This window comes from Agathobaculum faecis, assembly GCF_014287995.1.
GTDB lineage: Bacteria > Bacillota > Clostridia > Oscillospirales > Butyricicoccaceae > Agathobaculum > Agathobaculum ammoniilyticum.
This window is the reverse complement of the sequence record NZ_JACOPL010000002.1, coordinates 47387-69543: the sequence shown is the minus strand read 5'-3', so window position 1 is coordinate 69543 and position 22157 is coordinate 47387. Positions and strand designations below refer to the sequence as shown.

Genomic DNA, 22157 nt, shown 5'->3' with positions numbered 1-22157 from the left:
CGGACAAAAAATAACCCTCTGTTATTTCTCAACAGAGGGTTTACATTTTGTAATTACAGGGGGTCGGTCTGTATTTTTTTGAAGCGGCGGGGGTAACGGTCGGGCGTATCCTCGAGCTTCTGCAGGCGGACCATCGTGCGCTCTACTCCGGCATGCGGCACGGTATAGTGCAGCAGCTCGGCGGCGGGCGCGCCGAGCACAGCGAACGCATGCGCAGCCGAACCGACCTCATCCATGCAGTCCGCGGCTTTCATGGCATAGAACGCGCCTCCCACTCTGACCATCGGCAGGGTCAGCTCGCACAGCACACGCAGCTCGGCAACCGCACGCGACACCGCAACATCGAACGCGGCGCGATGTGCTTTGGCGAACTCCTCCGCCCGCGCGTGGACAGCGGTGCAGTTGGACAGGCCGAGCGCCGAGATTGTCTCCTGCAGGAAATCGACACGCTTGCGCTGCGCGTCCAGCAGGGTAAACACCGTGTCCGGACAGAGGATGGCGAGCGGCACACCCGGGAAGCCCGCGCCCGTACCAACGTCCAGCACGGTCTGGCCAGCCGGCAGATGGGGCGCGAGCACCGCGCAGTCAAGGAAGTGCCGCGTCACGACCTCTGTGGGATCGGTCACTGCGGTCAAGTTCATCACCCGATTTTTTTCCAGCAGGAGGTCGGAAAAGCGTAGCAATTTTTCCACAGACTGTGGAGAAAAAGAGAGGGAAAGCTGCTTAAGTCCGTCCTCCAGCAGCATGCGTTCGTTCATGCGTTCCCTCCTTTCCACCGTGTTTCCATATAGATCATCAGCGCCGTGATATCCGCAGGCGAAACACCCGATATCCGCGCAGCCTGTCCGAAATTGAGCGGCTTGACCGCGTTCAGCTTTTGCCGCGCCTCCAGGCGGATCGAATCAATCGCGCTGTAATCCAGCTCAGGCGGCAGCGGACGGCTCTGCAACTTACGATACTGCTCCACGTCGCGCTCCTGACGGTCGATATAACCCGCGTATTTGATGCGGATCTCGACCTGCTCCCGAATGACCGCCGGCAGCGCCGGCCGGTCGGGATCAAACGGCGCAAGATCGGCATAACACAGCTCGGGGCGGCGCAGCAGGTCGATCAGCTTGCAGCCCGCCTTGAGCGGCGCGCTGTTCTTCCCCGCGAGAAAGCCGTTGAGCGCATCCGTCACCGGCACGCCCACCGACGCCACGCGGTTGATCTCCTGCTGTACCTGCTCATATTTGCGCCGCACGCGCGCGCCACGTTCCGGCGGGTTCAGCCCCACGCGCACGCCGATGGGTACCAGGCGTTCGTCTGCGTTGTCCTGCCGCAGCAGCAAACGATATTCCGAGCGCGAGGTCATCATCCGGTACGGCTCGTTCGTGCCGCGCGTCACCAGGTCGTCGATCAGCGTGCCGATATAGCCGTCCGCACGGTCAAGGATGAGCGGCTTCTCTCCCTTGAGGCACAGCGCGGCGTTGATGCCCGCGATCAAACCCTGCGCGGCGGCCTCCTCATAGCCGGAGGAGCCGCAGAACTGCCCCGCGCCATACAAACCTCTGATTTTTTTCGTTTCCAGCGTGGGACGCAATTCCAACGGATCGACGCAGTCATATTCAATAGCATAGGCCGGCCGCATGATCTCAGCATGCTCCAACCCCTTAACCGTATGCAGCATATTGCGCTGCACGTCGAACGGCATGGAGGAGGAAAAGCCCTGCACATAGATCTCCTCCGTCTCAAGCCCCATCGGCTCTAAAAAAAGCTGGTGGCGCGGCTTATCCGCGAAGCGGACGACCTTGTCCTCGATCGACGGACAGTAGCGCGGGCCGACCCCCTCGATCCTGCCGCCGTACAGCGGCGAGCGGTTCAGGTTCGCGCGGATGATCTCATGCGTCCTGCCGGTCGTATAGGTCAGGTAACAAACCGCCCGGTTTTCCGGCGGCTGTTCGGTATCGAACGAAAAGGGGATGATCTCCTCCTCCCCCCTCTGTAGTTCCAAGCCGGAAAGGTCGATCGAACGGCGATGGATGCGCGGCGGCGTACCGGTTTTGAAGCGCTGCAGCCGCAGGCCGAGCGCACGCAGCGACTCGGTCAGCGGGCCTGCCGCCGCCATTCCGTCTGGTCCGCTTTCCCGCGTATAGTCCCCGATAATGATGCGGCCGCCCAAAAAGGTGCCGGTTGCGATGATGACCGCCCTAACCGGATGGCACGCGCCGATCGCGGTCGTAACCGCGCTGACCGCGCCGTTTTCGGTTTCCACCGAAACGACTTCGTCCTGCATGAGCTGCAAGCCCTCCTGCTGTTCGAGCGCATGCTTCATATACGTTCTGTATTGCACGCGGTCAGCCTGCGCGCGCAGTGAATGTACCGCCGGCCCTTTCCCACGGTTGAGCATACGGTACTGAATGCAGGCCGCGTCGGCCGCGCGCGCCATCTCTCCACCCAGCGCGTCAATCTCGCGCACCAGATGTCCCTTTGCCGTGCCGCCGATCGCCGGATTGCAGGGCATATTGCCAACCGCGTCCAGGTTGATCGTAAAGCAGGCGGTCTTCATGCCAAGGCGCGCCGCGGCCAGCGCGGCTTCAATCCCCGCATGCCCCGCCCCGACCACGGCAACGTCGAACGGCTCAGACGAAAAAAGCATGACGCACAATCCTCCTTTTCTGACCGGATGGTCCTGTAAAATACAGCAAAGCGTCCGTATTTCTGTGTTTTATTTTGTACATAGCTGTTGATAACTCTGTGTAAACTTGGGATAACTTCTGCCAAATGTGGATTCTGTTAAATACATAATATTATTTTTATATTATAATATACAGATCGTATTCTCTTATAGAAAGCGGCAAACGCAAACAGGGCCGCTGCCTCAGCAGCGGCCCTGCATTTCCATCGGGCGGCCGGTTTATTTACCGACACAAAAATCGCTGAAGATGCGCGAGACGACAGCCTCGGTCACGGTTTCGCCGGTGATCTCGCCCAGCGCGGCGATCGCGCCCTCCGCGTCCATCACAACGGCGTCGGGCGTCATTCCGGACTGGGCGGCGTACAGCGCGGCCTCGCACCGCTCCGCAGCGCGGGCCAGCGCGGCGGCCTGGCGGGAATTGGTGATCAGCGCGCCGTCAAACGCGCCGTCGCCAAAGCCGACCGTTCTGGGGATCAGGTCGAGCAGCCGCTGCAGGCCCTCCCCCGTCTTAGCGGAAAGGGGTACGATATGCAGGAAATGCTTTTTCAGCAGCTTTTCCTCCAGCCGGCGCGGCAGGTCGTCCTTATTGACCACCGCGATCGCCCGATGCCCCGCGGAACGCGCGAGCACCAGCATATCCTCGTCACCCAGCGGGCGGGAGCCGTCGAACACCGCGAGGATCAGAGCAGACGCCGCAGCCTCCGCCATCGCGCGGTCGATGCCCGCCTGCTCGATGGGATCGTTCGTATCCCGCAGGCCAGCCGTATCGGTCACGCGCAGCAAAAGCTGGCCCACTTTGACGTTCTCCTCGATCAGGTCGCGCGTCGTGCCGGGAATATCGGTCACGATCGCACGCTCCCGTCCCAGCAGCGCGTTGAGCAGCGTGGACTTGCCCGCGTTCGGCCGCCCCAGGATCACACAGGGGATGCCCTCCCGCAAGATACGCCCGCGCTCATAGCTTTCCGCCATGCTGTACAGGCGGCTGGTCGTGCGGTGGAGCAGCGCGGCCGCGTCCTCGAACAGCACGGGGTCGATATCCTCGTCCGGAAAATCCACAACCGCGTGGAAATGCGCAACCATACCGATCAGCTCGTCCCGCATTTCCTGCACTGGCGAGCCGACCGCGCCCATGATCTGCGCGGCCGCATTTTGAGCGGCCTCGGCCGTGCGCGCGGTAATCAAGTCATGAACCGCTTCGGCCTCGGAAAGCCCCATTTTGCCGTTGAGGAAAGCTCGTCGGGTAAACTCGCCCGCTTCCGCCTGGCGGACGCCCTGCGCGAACAAAGCGTCCAGCCCGAGCTGCAGCACCGCAGTCGAACCATGGCACTGTAATTCGGCCATAGGCTCGCCGGTATAGGTGTGCGGCGCGTGCAGCGCGACCGCAAAGCAGCAGTCGACGACCTTGCCATTTTTATCCCGTAGCGTGCCGTAAACCAGCTTCTGCGAGGGAGCATCTACCAGGCTTTTCCCGTTTTTCGCATCAAAAACCGCGGCGGCCGCTTCAATCGCCCGTTCGCCCGATACCCGAATCAATCCGATCGGACCGCCCGCGGATGAAATGGCGGCAATGGTATCGTTCATCAATGCTATCCCCCAAGAAAATCAGTGATGCGGGCGATAGCTGCTGTCAGGCGCGATCACCACGCGGCGGCCGGGTTCGGTGCCGGTCGAATAGGTCGTCACGCCGTTGAAATCCTGCAGCGCGGCATGGATGATGCGGCGCTCGTAGGGGTTCATCGGCTCGAGCGTCATCGAGCGATGGGACTTGACGACTTTCATCGCCATTTTGCGCGCCAGGCGTTCCAGGCTTTCCATCCGCTTGACGCGATAGTTCTCGGTATCCACGGACAGGCGGACATGCTCGTCCAGCGCGTTGTTCAGCACCAGCGAGCCAAGGTACTGGATCGCGTCCAGCGTATCCCCGCGGCGGCCGATGACCGGACCCATATCCGGTCCGGAAATCTCAATGCGGAGCTGGTCGCATTCGACCTGCGGCAGAATGGTGACCTTGCCCTCCACACCCATTTTTTCCAGCAGGCCGGCGACGAAATCCGTCGCCAGAACCTCGGCCTTTTTCATGCATTCCTCGGAAACCGGAATCAGCTCGCGCTCCTTGGGAACGGACGGCGTGATGGGATGCTCCTCACGCGGGCGGCGCTCCCGACGCTCGCGGCGCGGACGGTCCCCGCGCTCGCGGCGTTCGCGGCGCGGCGGGCGCTCCACCTCCAGCTTTTCCGGCACGAAGTCTGCGGGTGCGGCCTTGACCAGACGGGGCGTATCGTCATCCGTGGTGATGGAGAGCTTTTCCGGCTTCTCTTCCTTTTTCTTTTCCACAGGGGTGTGGACAGGTTCGGCCGGCTTTACTGGCTCGTCCGGCGCCTCATAGGTCACGCGGACGCGGGCCGGCGTCGCGCCGATGCCCAAAAAGCCCTTTTTGCCATTATCCAGCACTTCTACCGAAACGTCGTCCCGATCGAGGCCGAGCTGCTTCAAAGCGGCCTGGATCGCGGCGTCGCGGGTCTCCCCGGTCGTTTCAATGAATTTCTGCATGGTTTATTTGTCCCCCTTTTTCTTTTTGGCTTCCAGGGACTGCTGCCGCTGCGCTTCCCGATTGGCGATGCGCTTGGCTTCCTTGGCGGCCTCGATGCGCGCGGCTTCCTCCGCCTCTTTCTTTTCACGCTTGCCGCGCAGGTACTTGGTCAGGATGATCTCCTGCACGCAGGAGAACACGTTGTTGAAAATCCAGTAGATGCCGATGGCGCCCGGCAGGATAAAGCCGAAATACAGCGACATCAGCGGCATCAGCAGGTTGAGCATCTTCATCTGGCCGGCGGCGGCGTTGCTCGGCATGTTCTGCATCTTCTGCATGACATAGCTGGACAGGAACGCGGTCGCACCCGACAGGATCGGGATGATCCAGATAAAGCCGGGATCGGTGATGGACGGCGTCTGCGCCAGGTTCAGGCCGAGGAAATGGAAATCGATATTGAGCAGTTCGCCCATACCGTCCGTGATTTTGGTGATGGCCTCAGGCCAGACGTTGCCTGCGCTCTGGAACATATCGCCCAGCTTCTCGGCAATTGTGATCTGGCCATAGTAGCCGGCAGTCGCGATATCCACGCCCACCTCGTTGGCCAGTTTAGCGATAACCTCGTCGCTGAAGCCCATCATGAACTTGAGCGGCTGCTGCACCGCGTAGTACAGGCCCATCATGATCGGCAGCGGGATGAACTGCGGCAGACAGCCCGACATAGGGTTAACGCCGTGCTTGTCATACAGCTTCTGCATCTCGTCGTTGAGCTTGACGCGGTTGTTGGCATACTTTTTCTGAAGCTGCTGCAGCTCCGCGTTGAGCGCGCTCATCGCAAGCATACTCTTTTTGCCCTTAATGGCAAGCGGTATGCAGATCAGCTTGACGAGCAGCGCGAACAGGATAACGGCAAGGCCGTACGACCCGACCGCCTTGAAGATTGCCAGCAGGATCAGGCCGAGTGGCCTGACGATAATAAGACCGAATGCTTCTCCCATTATAATCCTCCCGTAATCCGGCGGGGACGGCCGCCCCCGCCGGAAGGAAATTCAATTTTTCTCGCGCGCCGCAGCGCGCGGAGGATGGAAAACGGCCGCGCCGCCCCCTTTCCCCCTTACGGCACCGGATCGTATGGACCCCGTTTGGAAAACGGATGGCACCGCATGATCCGCTTGAAAGCCAGCCAGCCGCCCTTGAGCGCGCCGTATTTTTCGATCGCCTCGATCGCATACTGCGAGCAGGTCGGGATATAACGGCAGCAGGGCGGTCTGGCGGGCGAAATATGCCGGCGGTAAAAGCGGATCGCCGCCAGCATAAAGCGTTTCAAGACCGTGCTGCGGCGGACGGGTTCTCGCGGAGCGCCCGCAGCAGCGATTTTTCAATTTCCAAATAGGTCGCGCCCACCGCGCGGCTGCGCGCGACAAGCACGATGTCGATTCCCCTTGCAAATTCATTTTCATGCAAGCGGTAGGCTTCCCGAAACAGCCGCTTTACGCGGTTGCGCTGCACGGCCTTGCCCAGCTTTGCGCTGACCGTCAGGCCGAGCCGGTTGCGGCCCAGCTTGTTTTTGCGGCAGTACAGCACCAGATGCCTGCCCGCGGACGATGTGCCGCGGTGGTACAGCCGCCGGAATTCATGGTTTTCCTTTAAGGATATCGTATTTTTCATTTCTGAAACCCCTCGTTTTTCCGATGCCCCTGAAAAACGAACCTCTTTGCATCTAAGTACACTGCAAAGCCGGCGGACGCCCCTTTTTCCGCTCCGGCGGGCGCCGCCCAAACGATCTGCGCCGGTTTTCTGCTAAGAAAAAACGAACCGCTTACAGCATAAGCGGCTCGTTACGAACACTTCCGCGCCGCAGGCGCGATGAAAATAGAAAAGCAGGCTTTTTATCAAAACCTGCATGGAAGCTGTAGCTTCCAGCCAAGCTTACGCAGTGAGCTTAGCGCGGCCCTTCGCGCGGCGGCGGGCCAGCACCTTGCGGCCGTTCGACGTGCGCATGCGCTTGCGGAAACCATGCTCCTTGGAGCGCTGACGCTTCTTAGGCTGATACGTTCTCTTCATACTTCGAGCACCTCCCTGTTTGATGGATTTACGGATGGGCACCGGCATAGGTCCGGCGCATGACGCGGGCATATGCCGCTGCCTGTCCGCAGAATATGAGACAATAATTATTATCTTATAAAAAGCGCCGAATGTCAAGATTTTTTTATGTTTTCAGCCTCTTATCAACATCTTGGGGATTGGTAAAAAAACAGCACAATAATTGGGGTGGCAACAACGGCGAGAAGTTTGTTTTATCAACAATTTGCGTTGAATCCGCCGCCCGATTATGCTATTATAGAATTGTATTTATATCGACAGGAGGCGCCCCATGGCCAATAATATACTGGAAATGGCGCTCGAACGGCTGGAACCCAATTTTTCACCGTCCACCATTTCCGCCTGGTTTGACGATGTCACGGTTGTTTCTTTTGCGGACAACCGTTTGATTTTGCATTCCCCTGTACAATTCAAAAAGGAGATCATCGAGCAGCGGTTTATCGACCCGCTGCAGAACGTTCTGCAGGAGCTTCTCGGCGATCCGGTTTCGGTTGTGGTCGTGACCGGCGAATACACCGCGCCGACCGCCAGCTCCTCCCCTTACGACGATTATACTTTCGAGCGGTTCATCGTCGGCTCGTCGAACAAGTTCGCACACGCGGCCGCACTGTCGGTATCCCAGCATCCCGCTGCGGAAAACAACCCGCTTTTCATTTACGGCAACTCCGGTCTGGGCAAGACCCATTTGATGTACGCGATTGCAAACGTCATCCGCAAGACCCATCCGGAATTCCGCATCATCTACGTCAAGGGCGAGGACTTCACCAACGAGCTGATCACCGCCATCCAGGAGGGCAACGTACAGGCCTTCCGCAACAAATACCGCGTGGTAGACCTGCTGCTGCTGGACGACGTGCAGTTCATCGCTGGCAAGGAGCGCACGCAGGAGGAGTTTTTCCATACCTTCAACGCGCTGTACGAGGCGAAAAAGCAGATTGTCCTGACCTCCGACCGCCCTCCCAAGGAGATCAACACTCTGGAAGACCGCATGAAGACCCGATTCGAGTGGGGCCTGCTGGCCGATATCCAGCCGCCGGACTTTGAAACGCGCATCGCCATTATCCGCGACAAGGCCGGCAAGATGGGCGTGGCTCTGCCGGACAATGTTTCCACCTACATCGCGGAAAACATCCAGGCAAACATCAGGCAGCTTGAGGGCGCAGTCAAAAAAATCAAGGCCATGCACGAGCTGATGGACGAAGCGATCACCATTGAGCTGGCTGAAAACGCGATCGACGCGCTGCGCACGGAAAACCCCGGCCTTAACCCCACACCCGAGCGCATCATGGAAGCGGTCGCCAATTATTTTTACATACCGGTCGAGCAGATGATCTCGCAGAACCGCTCCAAGGACGTCGCCTATCCCCGCCAGATGGCCATGTACATGATCCGGCAGGAACTGGAATATTCCTTCCCCGATATCGCTAAAATATTCAAGCGCGACCATACCACGGTCATGCACGCCTGCAACAAAATCGAGGAGGAACGAAAAAATTCCCGCGAAACCGAGGACGTCATCAAAAAGCTGCACAACAACATCCGCGGGGAATAGGATTTTCCACAATTCCCTGTGGATTGCACAGCCTAAGCCCTGTGGAAAAAAATGCGGCCCCCGCCGACTGTGGACGACAAAAAAACAATCCACAGCCTGCTGTGTACGTCATTTCCCGCGGGAAATCTCGCTGTACACCGTTTTTCCCCAATTTCCCCAGCCTCTACTACGACGATAAAAACCTATCTTGTTTTTTTGTTAGATTTCCGAAAAGAAAGAAGAATGCCCAATGAAATTCTCCTGTGAAAAAGAAACCCTGCTCAGCCTGATCGGCACCGCCTCCCGCGCGGTCACGGGAAAAAGCGCCATGCCGCTGCTGGAAGGACTGCTGATTGACACCGCGCCCAATTCGCTCACCCTGACCGGCTACGACCTGTCCATGGGGATCCGCACCACGGCCGAGGCCGACGTGATCGAATCCGGAAGCATCGTCCTCAACGCGCGCCTGTTTTACGATATCGTGCGCAAGCTGCCGCAGGACACAGTTTACTTGGAAACCGACGACAAGCTGCTGACCACCATCAAATGCGGCCGCGCGGTGTTCAACCTGATTGCGACTGAGGCGGACGAATATCCCGCGCTGGCCGAGGTGTCGAGCGAAACCGGCTTTTCTCTTCCCCAGTCCATGCTCAAAAGCATGATCGCACAGACCATCTTTTCGGTTTCGGATAACGAATCCAAGCCCATCCATACCGGATGCCTGTTCGAGCTGGAGGGCAGCCGCCTGAACGTGGTCGCGGTGGACGGGTACCGCCTTTCCGTGCGCCGCGAAACTGTGGAGGGCATTTCCGGGGACATGAAATTCGTCGTACCCGGCTCCTCCCTGCGCGAAATTGAGCGCATCCTCACCGAAGAGGAGGGGGATGTCGAGATCTTTCCGGACCGGAAAAACATCCTGTTCCGCATCGGCGGCACCACGCTCATCACCCGCCTGATCGACGGCGAATTCCTCAACTACCGCGCCGCGATACCGGCCGAGTTCGAGCATGTGGTCAAGGCCGACCGGCATGAGCTGATCACCTGTATCGAGCGCGTGTCCCTGATCGTCTCCGAAAAGCTGAAAAATCCGGTGCGCTTCCACTTTGACGGCTCTTATGTGCAGATGTCGTGCATCACCGCGGTCGGCAAGAGCTATGACGAATGCGCGTTCGACGGGACGATCGACGAGCTGGAAATCGGCTTCAATAACCGCTATGTGCTGGACGCGCTGCGCGCCGCGGGAGACGACACCGTGCTGCTACAGCTCAAAGGCCCGCTCAATCCGGTCGTCGTTTCCCCGCTGGAGGGGGACAAGTACACCTACCTTGTGCTGCCGGTGAGGCTGAAGGCCAATGACTGAAATCAGGATTGACACGGAATACATCAAGCTGGACGCGCTGCTCAAATTCGCGAACCTGACCGCCTCCGGCGGGGAAGCCAAGCTCCGCATCGCGTCCGGCGAGGTACAGGTGAATGGGCAGCCCTGCACCATGCGCGGGAAAAAGCTGCGATCGGGCGATACGGTGACGCTGAACGGCGAAACCGTTGCGATACGGAACGAAGAGGAGGGGACAGGCAATGGAGATCAACTATAACCAGGATGAAGCGCTGCTCCGCCGGTTCTATGAAAAAATTTATCCGTCGCTGCCGCTTTACCGGACGCGCAGACGGTCCTCGCTGCTCAAAGCAGGGATTATGGTGCTGGTGCTGGTGCTTGCCTATCTGCCGACCCGATTCGTGCTGTTCCTGGTCGGCATTGCGGCGGTGCTGTTCTGGTGGCTGCGCAACACGTTCGGCGGCATGAACGGCAGGAGGGTGGACAAGATCCTTAAATACTATCGGGAAGAATTCGGCAAGGAAAGCGTCCCCTGCACGGTCTGCTGCAGCGATAAGGAGGTCACGGTCGGCAACGACGGCCTGGTCCGCGACTATTTTCTGCCTTATGACGAGATTACGGGCGCAGTATACGACAGCGAGATCTTCTGCTTTACGACCAAGGACAACGCCTATTATTTCCCGCTTTCCGCCATTCCGGACGGTAAGGACGCGCTGCTCGGCCTGCTGAAGAGGAAAAACCCGTCCATCCAGGTGAGCGCGCTTTGAACGTTCACACGCTTGCGCTGGAAAATTTCCGCAATTATGAAAAGGCGCGCTTCGCTTTCGACCCGTCGGTCAACCTGGTCTGCGGCGAGAACGGGCAGGGCAAGACCAACCTGCTCGAAGCGGTGGCGGTCTGCTCGACCATGCGTCTGTTTCGCACGGCGCAGAAAAAAGAGGGCCTGCGCTTTGAGGCCGACCATGCGTTCATCCGCGCGGATTTTGCGGCGCACGATCGGGATTTTACCGTAGAGCTGCGCCTTTCGCGCGCCAAAAGCATGGAAATCTACAAAAACGGAGTGCGGCAGAAGCGCCAGGCGGATATGCAGGGGCTTTTGAAAACCGTTTTATTTTGTCCGGAGGATTTGATGCTGGTGCGCGCGGGCGCGGGCGCGCGGCGGCGCTTCCTGGATGTGGCGCTGTGCCAGCTTCGGCCCAATTACGCGCGTTATCTGGAGGAATACAACCGCCTGCACGACCACAAGACGCGCATCCTGCGCGACAGCGAGGAAAAACCCACCCTGCTGAACCTGTGGGAGGATTTCTCCCTCCGCATGGCGTACTTCGGCGCGCGGATCATCCGCTACCGCGCGTACTACTGCCGCAGGCTGCTGGAAGCGGCGGCGGCCGTCTACGCCGATATCGCGCCGCAGGAGGCGCTTTCCGGCGCGTATCAGACGGTTTCCTCGGTCACCGACCCGTTCGCGGACGCAAAGCAGATCGAGCAGCAGCTTGCCGCGCATGTTTACGCCCACCGATCCGCGGAGCTGGCGGCGAAAAGCTGCCTGTCCGGTCCGCATAAGGACGACCTGACGCTCCTGCTGAACGGCCGCAGCGCGGCCGCGTTTGGCTCGCAGGGGCAGGTGCGGACGTGTACGCTTTCCCTCAAACTCGCCGAGCGCGAGCTGTTCTTTCAGGAGGATGGGGAGTACCCCGTACTCCTGCTCGACGACGTGCTTTCCGAGCTGGACCGCCGGCGGCAGGATTTTGTCCTCAACCGCATCGCGGACGGACAGGTGATGATTACCTGCTGCGAGGACGGGATATCGGACAAGCTGCGCGCCGGCGCGGTTTTCCATATAAAAAACGGTAAAATTATTTGACCTTTTCGCGCTTTTCAGTACACAAATGAAGAAAAAAGTGGTATAATCTATAATAGAATGCCACGTTGGGGCAGGGCCGGTGGCGCATGCCAGGCACGGCGGGAGAAAACGCCGGCCGATGCATGCTCCATTGTGTTTTCTTCTGCCCATTTTTCGTGAAAACAGGGGTTTTTTATGTATCTGCATTTGGGACAGGATTATATCGTTCCCCTGCAGACCGTGGTGGCGGTGTTCGATATGGATACGGCGACCGCGTCCAAACGGACGCGTGGGCTGCTCTCCCGCATGCAGGAGGAGGGGCGTATCATCGAGCTGTACGAGGACCTGCCGCGCGCGGCCGTGCTGTGCGAGAACGCGCTGGGCGAAACGCTTTACCTGACCCAGCTTTCGCCGCAGGCGCTGCAAAGGCGCGCGGAAAAGGGGTATGCCGTATAACGCCGCGCATGAAGGAAGTATGTTACCGCAATTTCTCGAAAGGAAATCTGGAAATATGAGTGAAGAATTGGAAATTAAGGACGAGGTACTCGACCTGAAGGTGACCGACGCCTATGACGAGAGCCAGATCCAGGTGCTCGAGGGGCTGGAAGCGGTCCGCAAGCGGCCGGGCATGTACATCGGCTCGACCTCCGCGCGCGGCCTGCACCATCTGGTTTACGAGATCGTGGACAACTCGATCGACGAGGCGTTGGCGGGCTACTGCACCCATATCGAGGTCACGATCGAAAAGGGCGACATCATCCGTGTGGCGGATAACGGCCGCGGCATCCCCTGCGGTATCCATCCGCAGATGGGCATTCCCACGCTCGAGGTCGTGCTGACCGTGCTGCACGCGGGCGGCAAGTTTGACGGTTCGGGCTACAAGGTGTCCGGCGGCCTGCACGGCGTGGGCTCGTCGGTCGTCAACGCGCTGTCCGACTGGATGGAGGCCGAGGTGCGCGACGGGCATACCAGGCACTATATGCGCTTTGAGCGCGGCGTGACGGCCGTTAAAATGCGCGATACGCCCTGCGAGAGCGAAACCGGCACCACCATCCGCTTCCATGCCGATCCGGAGATCTTCGAGACGACCGAATTTGATTACGACGTGCTGGAAAAGCGCCTGCGCGAGCAGGCGTTCCTCAACGCGGGCCTCAAGATCACCCTGCGGGATGAGCGCGACGACGAGCCGGTGGAGGATGTGATGCACTACGAGGGCGGCATCCGCCAGTTTGTCGAGCATCTCAACCGCACCAAGACCCCTCTGCACGAGCAGGTTATTTATATGGAGGGCAGCCGCGATACCTCGATGGCCGAGGTCGCGATGCAGTATACGGACAGCTATAACGAGTTGATCCTTTCCTTTGCCAATAACATCAACACCACTGAGGGCGGCACGCATGAAACCGGCTTCAAGGCTGCGCTTACCCGCGTGCTTAACGATTACGGCAGGAAATATAAGCTGCTCAAGGACGACGAATCCTTCAAGGGCGAGGACGCGCGCGAGGGACTGACCGCGATTATCTCGGTCAAGCTGCAGGAGGCGCAGTTCGAGGGCCAGACCAAGACCAAGCTGGGCAACAGCGATATGCGCGCGCTGGTAGACACCATGGTGTCCGACAAGCTGATGACCTTTTTCGAGGAAAATCCGCAGGTCGCGCGCACCATCATCGAAAAGGCGCAGACCGCCGCGCGCGCCCGTGAGGCGGCCAAAAAGGCGCGCGAGCTGACGCGCCGCAAATCCGCGCTGGACTCGGCCTCCCTGCCGGGCAAGCTGGCGGACTGCATCGAAAAGGACCCCACCTATACCGAAATCTACATCGTGGAGGGTGACTCCGCGGGCGGCTCGGCCAAGGAGGGCCGCGACCGACGGCACCAGGCTATCCTGCCGCTGTGGGGCAAGATGCTGAACGTGGAAAAGGCGCGCCTGGACCGCGTATACGGCAACGACAAGCTCACCCCGATGATCACCGCGTTCGGCGCGGGCTTTGGCGATGATTTCGACCTGTCCAAGCTGCGCTACGGCAAGATTATCCTCATGGCTGATGCCGACGTGGACGGCTCGCACATCCGCACCCTGCTGTTGACCTTCTTCTTCCGCTTCATGCGGCCGCTGATCGAGCACGGGCATGTGTATATCGCCCAGCCGCCGCTGTTTAAGAACGAAAAGGGCAAGGATGTGCGTTATACCTATACGGAGGAGCAGCAGCGCACCTGTATTGCCGAGATGGGCGACAATGTGCGCGTGCAGCGCTACAAAGGTCTGGGCGAGATGGATCCTGAGCAGCTTTGGGAAACCACCATGGATCCGGCAAACCGCACGCTGCTGCAGGTGACGATGGACGACGCGGCCGCCGCGGACGAGACGTTCGCGCTGCTGATGGGCGAAAAGGTCGAGCCGCGCCGCGAATTTATCGAGAAAAACGCGAAATACGTAATGAATCTGGACGTATGATGCGGTTTTCGGCAGGCTGTACCGTATCAGGCCGGCCGGTCAATAACGCCAACATTTTCGGAGGCATAGAATGAGTCAAGAATACGAACAGCAGAAAATTTTACAGGTGGACCTGGAAAAGGAGATGCGCAAGAGCTATATCGATTACGCGATGAGCGTGATCGTCGGCCGCGCGCTGCCCGACGTGCGCGACGGCCTCAAGCCGGTCCACCGCCGCATCCTGTACGCGATGTATGAGGACGGCCTGACCTCGGACAAGCCCTACCGCAAGTCCGCGACCACGGTCGGTAACGTGCTCGGCCGCTATCATCCGCACGGCGACGCTTCGGTATACGACGCGCTGGTGCGCCTGGCGCAGCCGTTTTCCCTGCACTATCCGCTGATCGATGGCCACGGCAACTTTGGCTCGGTGGACGGCGACCCCCCGGCGGCCTACCGTTACACCGAAGCCCGCATGGCCAGGATCGCCAATCATATGCTGGCGGATATTAAGAAAAACACAGTGGATTTCGGCCCGAACTTCGACGAGGAGCGGCAGGAGCCGCTCGTGCTCCCCTCCCGTTTCCCCAACCTTCTGGTAAACGGCTCGTCGGGCATCGCGGTCGGCATGGCGACCAACATCCCGCCGCATAACCTGACCGAGGTGATCGACGGCATCTGCTATGTGATCGACCATCCGGAGGCCGAGCTGGACGAGATCTGTCAGTTCATCAAAGGGCCGGACTTCCCGACCGGCGGCGTCATCATGGGCCGCAGCGGCATCCGCGCGGCGTATGCCACCGGCCGCGGCAAGATCAAGGTGCGCGCCAAGGCCGAGATTGTCGAGCTGGCGAACGGCCGCAGCCAGATCCAGATCACCGAGATCCCGTACATGGTCAACAAGGCGCGCCTGGTTGAAGCGATGGCTAACCTGGTCAAGGACAAGCGCGTGGACGGCATCACCAATATTCAGGACCATTCCTCGCGCGAGGGCATGCAGATCGTGGTGGATATCCGCCGCGACGCCAACGCGCAGGTCATTCTCAACCAGCTTTTCACCTATACCCAGCTTGAGGATACCATTTCGATGATCCATATCGCTCTTGTGCCGACTGGCGCGGCGGGCAAGCTGCAGCCGCGCGTGCTCACGCTGCGGCAGATCATCGACCAGTATGTCGCGTTCCAGAAGGACGTGGTCGAGCGCCGCACGCGCTTTGATCTCAAAAAGGCGCAGGACCGCGCGCATATCCTCGAGGGCCTAAAGGTCGCGACCGATAACATCGACCGCATCATTCAGATCATCCGCGCTTCCAAAAACGAGGCCGAGGCCAAGGAAAACCTGATGGCCGAGCCGTTCTGGATCGACCAGATCGCCTTGCTCGGCATCGTGGACGGATCGGAGCATTTTGAGTTCCATCTGGACGAGCCGCAGGCACAGGCGATCGTGGACATGCGTCTGGGCCGTCTGTCCGGCTTGGAGCAGGAGAAAATCAATGATGAGTACAAAGAGCTGGAGGGGCGCATCGCCTCGTTTGAGGAGGTCCTGTCGTGCGACGCGAACATCCTCGCGGTGGTCAAGGACGAGCTGCAGGAGATCAAGCAAAAGTACGGCGACGAGCGCCATACCGAGATCGCCAACGTCGCGGACGAGATCGACATTGAGGACCTGATCGAGCAGCAGGACTGCGCATATACGCTGACCCATTTCGGCTATATCAAGCGCCAGCCGACCTCGGTTTACCGCGCGCAGCGGCGCGGCGGGCGCGGCGTTTCCGCGATGAGTACGCGCGAGGAGGACTTTGCCAAGGATATTTTCACCGCCTCGACGCATGACACCATCCTGTTCTTCTCCGACCGCGGCAAGGTGTACAAGCTTAAGGGCTACCAGATACCCGAGACCGGCCGCTCGGCCAAGGGCATGAATATCGTCAACCTGCTGGAATTGGAAAACGACGAAAAAATCACCGCCATGTTCCCCATCAAGGAATTTGCGGATGATAAATTCCTGTTCTTCGTCACCCGTCAGGGCGTCGCCAAGCGCGTGGTGCTGAGCGACTTGCAGAACATCCGGCGCGCGGGCCTGCGCGCCCTGAACCTGAACGAGGACGACGCGCTGGTCGATGTGCGCCTGACCGACGGGGAGCAGAATATCCTGATCGCCACGCATGAGGGCCGCGCGATCTGTTTTGACGAGACCGAGGTCCGTGCGATGGGCCGCACCGCGACCGGCGTGCGCGGCATCCGGCTGAACGAGGGCGACTATGTGGTAGGCGCGGCGCGCGCCAGAAAGGGCGCGTATGTGCTTTCTATCACGGAAAACGGCTACGGCAAGCGCACGCCGGTGGAGGACTTTACCATCCACCACCGCGGCGGCGGCGGAATGACGCTGCATAATCTGACCGCCAAAACCGGCCTTGTGGCGGGCATCGCGGTCGTGGATAATGAAAACGACGTGATGATTATAACGGACGACGGCGTAATTATCCGCACCGGCTGCGAGGAGATCCGCGAGTGCGGACGTGGCAGCCAGGGCGTTATTGTGATGCGCACAGGCGAGGACGTCAAGGTGATCTCGATTGCGCGCACGGATAAGGAGGAAGAGGAAGCTTCCGAGGAAGAAACGCAGGCGTAAGCTTTTTGCCGCCCCATTAGGGGCGGCTTTTCCTTTATTCGGAAAGCGAGAAAATTGTCCACATCCTTGTGGACAATTTTTATAAGCAGGCCGTCTGCTCTCCTTTTGGTAAATAAAAAAAGACCGTCTTTCCGAAGAAAAACGGTCTTTCTGTATCCTTTTTTGAAAAAACGTAACGGATTACTCTGCGGTGTAGGGCAGCAGAGCAATGTGACGGGCGCGCTTGATCGCCTCGGTCAGCTGGCGCTGGTGATGCGCGCAGGTGCCGGTCATACGGCGGGGCAGGATCTTGCCGCGCTCGGACATATACTTACGCAGCTTGCCGGCATCCTTATAATCAACGTGCTCGATTTTATCAACACAGAAAGCGCAAACCTTGCGGCGGCGACGGCCGCGCTGCGGGCGCTCTGCACGCTCCGGACGGGGCGTGAATTCCTTTTTGGTTTCTTCCATTGTCGCGTAACCTCCTCTTTGTTAGAATGGGACATCGCCGTCGTCGTCGGCCAGCTCCTGAAAATCCGAATCGCCCGCGGGCAGATCGAATGCGGGAGCAACCTGGGACGCGGCAGGCTCGGGCCGCATCTGCGATCCGTTATCATAGCCGTAACCGCCGCCTGCGTAGCCGCCGTTTGCTTCACGGGACTTTTTGGTTTCGCCGAAGGAAACCTCGTCGCAGTTGACCTCAATGGCCGTGCGGTTGTTGCCGTTCTGGTCCTGCCACTGGCGGGACTGGATGCGGCCGACTACGATCGCCATGACGCCTTTCGCAAACCACTGTGCAACGAATTCCGCCTGACGGCCCCATGCGACACAGTCGATGAAGTCGGTCTGACGTTCGCCGTTCGGGCCCTTGCGGTCGCGGTCGATCGCAAGGCGGAACGAACACACAGCCATATTGCTCTGGGTATGGCGCAACTCGGGATCGCGGGTCAAACGACCCATCAGAATCGCCTTGTTGAGCATTTCAGTTCACCGCCTTAGTCGTCCAGGCAGACGATGATGGAACGCATGATACCGTCCGTGATCTTGTAGATACGGTCCAGTTCAGCCGGAAAAGCGGGAGCGGACTCAAAACGGATCAGGGTGTAAACGCCCTCGGTCTGGTCCTCGATCGGGTACGCCAGACGGCGCTTGCCCCAGTCTTCCACTTCCACGTTCGTGCCGTTTGCCTCGACGAGAGACTTGAACTTGTCCGCAACAGCGGTAGCCGCTGCTTCTTCCAGCGTGGGGTTGACAATGAAGATCGTCTCGTACTTGCCAGAAATCTTTGCCATTTTCTTAGCACCTCCTTTTGGACTTTTGGCCCACATCCAATGATGTGAGCAAGGATACCTTACTATTATATCGAACAGGGAGAAAAAGTCAAGTAAAATCAAGAAAAAAACATTGACGAAACCGCAGAATCATGGTATACTAACAAGGCTGACAAGTTGAAATGCTTGCGTGGCTCAGTTGGTAGAGCAGCGCATTCGTAATGCGCAGGTCGCCGGTTCGAGTCCGGCCGCAAGCTCCAAAAACCCGTTATTTCCAAAGAAATAACGGGTTTTTTACTCTTTTCCAATAAGCTTTCTGAATACCTGACAGTGTCTCCTCGGGTTCCGATAATGCTTCTGCTGTTGGCAATTATGGAGCTTGTATGGTAAAATTATAATAGAGCAGAAAAAGAAACGGGAACAAAGGGTGCTTCTGATAGGTAGGGATAATATGCAGTATATCAGTCATTACCAGTCTCCCCTGGGGGAGATTTTGCTGGCCGCAGATGAGCTCGGCCTAACCGGATTATGGTTTGCGGGGCAAAAATATTTTGCGTTTTATCTGGACAAAGAGCGTGAGGAAAAGGAGATTCCGGTATTCGAACAAGCTAAAAAATGGCTTGCTATTTATTTCTCGGGGAAAGAGCCGGATTTCAAAATCCCGCTCCATTTTATCGGCACGGATTTTCAAAATGAGGTATGGGAAATCCTTTCCTCTATCCCTTATGGACAGACCACGACATATGGGGAGATCGCAAAGCAGCTCGCGGCCAGGCGCGGTTTGGAACGTATGTCTGCCCAAGCGGTGGGCGGAGCCGTTGGGCGAAATGAGATATCCATTATCGTCCCCTGCCATCGCGTTGTTGGAGCAAACGGCAGCTTAACGGGATATGCCGGCGGCATTGATAAAAAAATTGCCCTTCTCCAATTGGAGGGCGCCCTGAAGAAAGAGTATTTTGTGCCAAAACACAGTACGGCGCCTTAAAAGAAAATATAAGCGTCTTTCTGCATCATTCCTTTTCAAAGCGGAAACCGCGCCTCCCTTTTGTGGGCGGGCGCGGTTTTTTTATCGCGAAATCCGTATGCCTGCCCTTGCTTTGCTGAACGCCCCAACATATCAAAAAATATAGGCGGCGGGATTGACCACCAGAGGTCAAAAGGACAGGGATTTTAACGATATCATGACCGGACTGTGGTATGGCATGCGGCGGGGATGGGGAGTTATCCATAGGTATGGGAAAAATCAGAAAAAGGAGAGAAAAAATGCAGGAATTTTTTGACAAGGCAAATTTGCTGTGGGGCGCAGTGATCGCGGTTCTGACGTGGATATTTGGGGAATACTGGTTTGTGTTCCTTCTGTTCCTGGCGCTCAATGTGATCGACTGCATATACGGGTATGCAAAATCAAGGGCAACCCAAACGCTGTCGAGCGAGAAAGGGGCGCGCGGCGTTTTGAAAAAGGTCAGCTATTGGGTGATTATCGCAATTGCGTTCTCGGTATCGGGCTTCCTGATTTCACTGGGGGCGCAGCTTGGAGTTGATTTGGGCTTTCTGCAGCTTTTGGGCTGGTTTGTACTGGCGGTGTATATCATCAATGAACTGACCTCCATTGTGGAAAATATGGTGGCGCTGGGCATCGACGTACCGGAAATATTCGTCAAGGGACTGAACGCAGTGCGGACGGTTGTAAATGATGCGGGCGATCGGGTGATTCCGAAGGACAGCGGGGAAGAAAAGTAAAAAAAACGACAGAGTAGGATGTTTTTTTCAGGGGTAGACGGTGCCATCTTGCGCTTTGTGTACTGGCATGATAGAATAAGGACAAATCCTTATAAAGAAAGCGGGGATATGATCAATGGATAGACAAATACTGGAGTATGTTACCGCCAAAACGCATGAACTGATGCAGGCGCCAACCTGCAGCAGCGAAACAAAAGCCGCTGCGCAAGCCTGGCTGTCTGCGGTCGGTACGGCTGCGGAAAAGGAGCAGACAGGCAAGTATGTTGAGGAGCTGGAAGCGGATATCATGCCGATCGATAACCTGATTGGATTTGCAGGGTCGGAACAAGGCGCGGCGTATTTCGGCGCGGATACTGCGGCCGGTATTGTGGCTCATGCCAAAGAGATAAAGGCGGCAGGAGCACAATATTGTGATTGCCCCGCGTGCGCGATTGTAGCGGACATCCTTGCGAAAAAGGAAGATATTTTAAAATAAGCGTTAATCGTTGGAAAAAAGCCGGAGAAAATCTCCGGCTTTTTTATTTTCCCGCGCTTTTTTGTGTACTGGCGCGTAGTCGTTCATCTTTCCACAGCCCCACCTGCGACAGCCCATAGATACAGGCTTGCAACACTGCAAAAGGGGCTGAACCGGCGGCGGTATTTCTCAAACAAACGGCGGTCGATCTTTCTGTGATGGTACACCATGCACAGCCCGCGCTGGATTGCTAGATCATCAAAGCTGAATACATCCGGTCGCTCCATACAGAACAGAAGGATCATTTCCGCGGTCCATGCGCCGATCCCCCTGAGGGAAGAAAGCGCGGCGACCGCCTCCGCATCCGACATATGCCAGACCTGTTCCAGATCAAACGCGCCATTTTGGACCTTGCGGGCAAAATCGAGGATATATTCCGCCTTGCGGAACCGGCGGATATGACGGTTTTCGCGTCAACTGTGCCGAGCGCTTCCCGCATCCGGTTCCAGATGGTAGTCTGGGCTTTGGTGGATATCTGCTGCCCGACAATGTGGTGGACAACTGCGGAAAACAGGTCGGGGTCGGTCTCACGGCGGATCGGACCGATTTGATCGATCAACGCGCCCAATCGGGCGTCTTTCTTTTTTAGATAATCCGTTTCCGCTTTGCCATATTGAAAATACAAGTGGCAGACACCTCATTTGCAGCAGGATCGTGCGGTTTACATATTGGTTCTATCATATTGCAGGATGGAAAACAAGGATAATGGATAGGTGGGGGAAGGACCGTCAATATGGCAATACCCTTTTTTAGTAGGATTTAACTATAGGTAGTTAAAGGATGTATAACAAGAAATAAGAATCTGATTTGTATAATGCTACAAAAAAACAGGTTATATGGGAAAAAACTTGCATATTCAATATATATAAATTAAAATATAATCAAATAATATCATATTACAATCAATAATACATAATAAAACGTATTTTTAATGGAATAATCTAAAATAATATATTTGGTTGCAAAAAATATTATATATAAAGAATAATAGAAAGGAAAGGATAAAAATGAGTGATAAAATAAAAATTGATCTTATATTTCAGGTTAGTATTTGCGTGAATGATATGGAAGCGGTAATGAAAAATTTTCGTGAACTATTTGATATAGATGAATCAACTTTGATTAAAAGATGTACAAAAGATTTTTATGACCGTGGTGAATTCGATGGGGCTAGATATCTTGGGAAGCACTGTGAATTTTATATAAAGTATTATCGGTTTGATTTGGGTGGAATCGACTTTGAAATCATTGAACCGTTGGATAAGAACTTAGGAAACCCATATTCAGATTTTCTGATCCAGAATGGTGGAAAGAATGGAATTCATCATATCGCATGTAAAATCCATGACAGGACGGTATTTATTCAAAAAATGGAACAAATGGGAATCCCACCGCTGACCTGTGGTACGATGGGCGCACCCATGCCGAATGGAGAAAAGAAAGATTTTTATTTTTACGATTTACGCGATCTGCTTGGAATTATTATTGAGGCCGGAAATATTGTTGTTGGTCCATTGGCCAACCATCCCCTTGCAGGAAATCCAGAAGGATATGTCGGAAACTGACG

General features: G+C 57.0%; 24 protein-coding genes and 1 tRNA gene. 13 read left to right on the top strand and 12 right to left on the bottom strand.

Annotation, left to right across the window (positions count from 1 at the left end):
* Nucleotides 1-53: 53 nt before the first annotated feature.
* From rsmG to rpmH, 8 genes are all read right to left on the bottom strand, one after another.
* Entirely contained in the window at nt 54-758 is a 705-nt protein-coding gene (rsmG, locus tag H8S45_RS02310) for a 16S rRNA (guanine(527)-N(7))-methyltransferase RsmG (protein WP_186949488.1), read from the bottom strand.
* Entirely contained in the window at nt 755-2638 is a 1884-nt protein-coding gene (gene mnmG, locus H8S45_RS02305) for a tRNA uridine-5-carboxymethylaminomethyl(34) synthesis enzyme MnmG (protein ID WP_147573752.1), read from the bottom strand. Before mnmG ends, rsmG begins: the two co-directional genes overlap by 4 nt.
* 258 nt (nt 2639-2896) lie before the next feature.
* The gene (gene mnmE, locus H8S45_RS02300; protein ID WP_054326588.1) at nt 2897-4258 is read right to left on the bottom strand and encodes a tRNA uridine-5-carboxymethylaminomethyl(34) synthesis GTPase MnmE; all 1362 of its coding nucleotides are present in this window, start codon (nt 4256-4258) and stop codon (nt 2897-2899) included.
* Between the two features lie 21 nt (nt 4259-4279).
* On the bottom strand, nt 4280-5227 hold the full coding sequence (jag, locus tag H8S45_RS02295; protein ID WP_107631352.1) for an RNA-binding cell elongation regulator Jag/EloR: 948 nt from the start codon (nt 5225-5227) through the stop codon (nt 4280-4282).
* 3 nt (nt 5228-5230) lie between these two features.
* Nucleotides 5231-6205 (bottom strand): YidC/Oxa1 family membrane protein insertase, encoded by a 975-nt coding sequence (locus tag H8S45_RS02290; protein WP_054326590.1) that lies wholly within the window; start codon nt 6203-6205, stop codon nt 5231-5233.
* A gap of 116 nt (nt 6206-6321) precedes the next feature.
* Nucleotides 6322-6534: a membrane protein insertion efficiency factor YidD gene (gene yidD, locus H8S45_RS02285; RefSeq protein WP_054326591.1), complete on the bottom strand. Its 213-nt coding sequence runs from the start codon at nt 6532-6534 to the stop codon at nt 6322-6324.
* Nucleotides 6531-6875 (bottom strand): ribonuclease P protein component, encoded by a 345-nt coding sequence (gene rnpA / locus H8S45_RS02280; protein ID WP_054326592.1) that lies wholly within the window; start codon nt 6873-6875, stop codon nt 6531-6533. Before rnpA ends, yidD begins: the two co-directional genes overlap by 4 nt.
* A 261-nt stretch (nt 6876-7136) precedes the next feature.
* The gene (rpmH, locus tag H8S45_RS02275; protein WP_054326593.1) at nt 7137-7271 is read right to left on the bottom strand and encodes a 50S ribosomal protein L34; all 135 of its coding nucleotides are present in this window, start codon (nt 7269-7271) and stop codon (nt 7137-7139) included.
* A gap of 310 nt (nt 7272-7581) precedes the next feature.
* On the opposite strand from rpmH, the gene dnaA reads away from it, so the two are divergent.
* From dnaA to gyrA, 8 genes are all read left to right on the top strand, one after another.
* Nucleotides 7582-8862, top strand: a complete 1281-nt coding sequence (dnaA, locus tag H8S45_RS02270; protein WP_107631351.1) for a chromosomal replication initiator protein DnaA — start codon at nt 7582-7584, stop codon at nt 8860-8862.
* A gap of 229 nt (nt 8863-9091) precedes the next feature.
* Nucleotides 9092-10201: a DNA polymerase III subunit beta gene (gene dnaN / locus H8S45_RS02265; protein WP_186949486.1), complete on the top strand. Its 1110-nt coding sequence runs from the start codon at nt 9092-9094 to the stop codon at nt 10199-10201.
* Complete coding sequence (locus tag H8S45_RS02260) at nt 10194-10436, top strand: RNA-binding S4 domain-containing protein (RefSeq protein WP_107631349.1); 243 nt, start codon at nt 10194-10196, stop codon at nt 10434-10436. Before dnaN ends, H8S45_RS02260 begins: the two co-directional genes overlap by 8 nt.
* The gene (locus H8S45_RS02255) at nt 10420-10944 is read left to right on the top strand and encodes a hypothetical protein (protein WP_107631348.1); all 525 of its coding nucleotides are present in this window, start codon (nt 10420-10422) and stop codon (nt 10942-10944) included. The genes H8S45_RS02260 and H8S45_RS02255 overlap by 17 nt, the downstream gene beginning before the upstream one ends.
* Entirely contained in the window at nt 10941-12041 is a 1101-nt protein-coding gene (recF, locus tag H8S45_RS02250) for a DNA replication/repair protein RecF (protein ID WP_054326597.1), read from the top strand. Before H8S45_RS02255 ends, recF begins: the two co-directional genes overlap by 4 nt.
* A 174-nt stretch (nt 12042-12215) precedes the next feature.
* On the top strand, nt 12216-12476 hold the full coding sequence (remB, locus tag H8S45_RS02245; RefSeq protein WP_054326598.1) for an extracellular matrix regulator RemB: 261 nt from the start codon (nt 12216-12218) through the stop codon (nt 12474-12476).
* 55 nt (nt 12477-12531) lie between these two features.
* Nucleotides 12532-14472 carry a DNA topoisomerase (ATP-hydrolyzing) subunit B gene (gene gyrB, locus H8S45_RS02240; protein ID WP_054326599.1) on the top strand — a complete coding sequence of 647 codons (1941 nt, stop codon included), beginning with the start codon at nt 12532-12534 and terminating at the stop codon, nt 14470-14472.
* Nucleotides 14473-14542: 70 nt separating this feature from the next.
* Nucleotides 14543-17083, top strand: coding sequence for a DNA gyrase subunit A (gyrA, locus tag H8S45_RS02235; RefSeq protein WP_054326600.1), 2541 nt, complete (start codon nt 14543-14545; stop codon nt 17081-17083).
* Nucleotides 17084-17263: 180 nt separating this feature from the next.
* Here the strand turns inward: gyrA and rpsR are convergent, their stop codons facing one another.
* The 3 genes from rpsR to rpsF are packed head-to-tail and all read right to left on the bottom strand — an operon-like array spanning nt 17264 to nt 18357.
* Complete coding sequence (gene rpsR / locus H8S45_RS02230; RefSeq protein WP_054326601.1) at nt 17264-17536, bottom strand: 30S ribosomal protein S18; 273 nt, start codon at nt 17534-17536, stop codon at nt 17264-17266.
* A 21-nt stretch (nt 17537-17557) separates the two neighbouring features.
* A complete protein-coding gene (locus tag H8S45_RS02225; protein WP_054326602.1) occupies nt 17558-18046 on the bottom strand; it encodes a single-stranded DNA-binding protein in 489 nt (162 codons plus the stop codon).
* Nucleotides 18047-18060: 14 nt separating this feature from the next.
* Nucleotides 18061-18357, bottom strand: coding sequence for a 30S ribosomal protein S6 (gene rpsF / locus H8S45_RS02220; RefSeq protein WP_054326603.1), 297 nt, complete (start codon nt 18355-18357; stop codon nt 18061-18063).
* A 163-nt stretch (nt 18358-18520) separates the two neighbouring features.
* On the opposite strand from rpsF, the gene H8S45_RS02215 reads away from it, so the two are divergent.
* The 4 genes from H8S45_RS02215 to H8S45_RS02200 all read left to right on the top strand — a co-directional run bounded on the left by H8S45_RS02215 (nt 18521) and on the right by H8S45_RS02200 (nt 20551).
* A tRNA-Thr gene (locus tag H8S45_RS02215) sits at nt 18521-18596 on the top strand.
* A gap of 191 nt (nt 18597-18787) precedes the next feature.
* Entirely contained in the window at nt 18788-19321 is a 534-nt protein-coding gene (locus tag H8S45_RS02210) for a methylated-DNA--[protein]-cysteine S-methyltransferase (protein ID WP_107632159.1), read from the top strand.
* Nucleotides 19322-19599: 278 nt separating this feature from the next.
* Entirely contained in the window at nt 19600-20076 is a 477-nt protein-coding gene (locus tag H8S45_RS02205; RefSeq protein ID WP_082396878.1) for a phage holin family protein, read from the top strand.
* Nucleotides 20077-20191: 115 nt separating this feature from the next.
* The gene (locus H8S45_RS02200) at nt 20192-20551 is read left to right on the top strand and encodes a molecular chaperone Hsp90 (RefSeq protein WP_107631347.1); all 360 of its coding nucleotides are present in this window, start codon (nt 20192-20194) and stop codon (nt 20549-20551) included.
* 83 nt (nt 20552-20634) lie between these two features.
* Here H8S45_RS02200 and H8S45_RS16835 read toward each other — a convergent pair whose 3' ends face one another.
* Nucleotides 20635-20901, bottom strand: a complete 267-nt coding sequence (locus tag H8S45_RS16835) for a DNA-3-methyladenine glycosylase family protein (RefSeq protein ID WP_390125103.1) — start codon at nt 20899-20901, stop codon at nt 20635-20637.
* Between the two features lie 696 nt (nt 20902-21597).
* On the opposite strand from H8S45_RS16835, the gene H8S45_RS02190 reads away from it, so the two are divergent.
* Nucleotides 21598-22155, top strand: a complete 558-nt coding sequence (locus tag H8S45_RS02190) for a VOC family protein (protein WP_054326605.1) — start codon at nt 21598-21600, stop codon at nt 22153-22155.
* The last annotated feature ends 2 nt before the right edge of the window (nt 22156-22157 follow it).

What these genes read in the sequence shown, in the direction of transcription:
- jag (WP_107631352.1), bottom strand. Translation starts at nt 5,227, where the DNA reads ATGCAGAAATTCATTGAAACGACCGGGGAGACCCGCGACGCCGCGATC.
- rnpA (WP_054326592.1), bottom strand. Translation starts at nt 6,875, where the DNA reads ATGAAAAATACGATATCCTTAAAGGAAAACCATGAATTCCGGCGGCTG.
- dnaA (WP_107631351.1), top strand. Translation starts at nt 7,582, where the DNA reads ATGGCCAATAATATACTGGAAATGGCGCTCGAACGGCTGGAACCCAAT.
- gyrA (WP_054326600.1), top strand. Translation starts at nt 14,543, where the DNA reads ATGAGTCAAGAATACGAACAGCAGAAAATTTTACAGGTGGACCTGGAA.
- H8S45_RS02210 (WP_107632159.1), top strand. Translation starts at nt 18,788, where the DNA reads ATGCAGTATATCAGTCATTACCAGTCTCCCCTGGGGGAGATTTTGCTG.
- H8S45_RS16835 (WP_390125103.1), bottom strand. Translation starts at nt 20,901, where the DNA reads ATGTCGGATGCGGAGGCGGTCGCCGCGCTTTCTTCCCTCAGGGGGATC.
- dnaN (WP_186949486.1), top strand. Translation starts at nt 9,092, where the DNA reads ATGAAATTCTCCTGTGAAAAAGAAACCCTGCTCAGCCTGATCGGCACC.
- mnmE (WP_054326588.1), bottom strand. Translation starts at nt 4,258, where the DNA reads ATGAACGATACCATTGCCGCCATTTCATCCGCGGGCGGTCCGATCGGA.
- rpsR (WP_054326601.1), bottom strand. Translation starts at nt 17,536, where the DNA reads ATGGAAGAAACCAAAAAGGAATTCACGCCCCGTCCGGAGCGTGCAGAG.
- H8S45_RS02225 (WP_054326602.1), bottom strand. Translation starts at nt 18,046, where the DNA reads ATGCTCAACAAGGCGATTCTGATGGGTCGTTTGACCCGCGATCCCGAG.
- H8S45_RS02200 (WP_107631347.1), top strand. Translation starts at nt 20,192, where the DNA reads ATGGATAGACAAATACTGGAGTATGTTACCGCCAAAACGCATGAACTG.
- gyrB (WP_054326599.1), top strand. Translation starts at nt 12,532, where the DNA reads ATGAGTGAAGAATTGGAAATTAAGGACGAGGTACTCGACCTGAAGGTG.
- H8S45_RS02290 (WP_054326590.1), bottom strand. Translation starts at nt 6,205, where the DNA reads ATGGGAGAAGCATTCGGTCTTATTATCGTCAGGCCACTCGGCCTGATC.
- H8S45_RS02190 (WP_054326605.1), top strand. Translation starts at nt 21,598, where the DNA reads ATGAGTGATAAAATAAAAATTGATCTTATATTTCAGGTTAGTATTTGC.
- H8S45_RS02205 (WP_082396878.1), top strand. Translation starts at nt 19,600, where the DNA reads ATGCAGGAATTTTTTGACAAGGCAAATTTGCTGTGGGGCGCAGTGATC.
- remB (WP_054326598.1), top strand. Translation starts at nt 12,216, where the DNA reads ATGTATCTGCATTTGGGACAGGATTATATCGTTCCCCTGCAGACCGTG.
- H8S45_RS02255 (WP_107631348.1), top strand. Translation starts at nt 10,420, where the DNA reads ATGGAGATCAACTATAACCAGGATGAAGCGCTGCTCCGCCGGTTCTAT.
- rpsF (WP_054326603.1), bottom strand. Translation starts at nt 18,357, where the DNA reads ATGGCAAAGATTTCTGGCAAGTACGAGACGATCTTCATTGTCAACCCC.
- H8S45_RS02260 (WP_107631349.1), top strand. Translation starts at nt 10,194, where the DNA reads ATGACTGAAATCAGGATTGACACGGAATACATCAAGCTGGACGCGCTG.
- rsmG (WP_186949488.1), bottom strand. Translation starts at nt 758, where the DNA reads ATGAACGAACGCATGCTGCTGGAGGACGGACTTAAGCAGCTTTCCCTC.
- rpmH (WP_054326593.1), bottom strand. Translation starts at nt 7,271, where the DNA reads ATGAAGAGAACGTATCAGCCTAAGAAGCGTCAGCGCTCCAAGGAGCAT.
- mnmG (WP_147573752.1), bottom strand. Translation starts at nt 2,638, where the DNA reads ATGCTTTTTTCGTCTGAGCCGTTCGACGTTGCCGTGGTCGGGGCGGGG.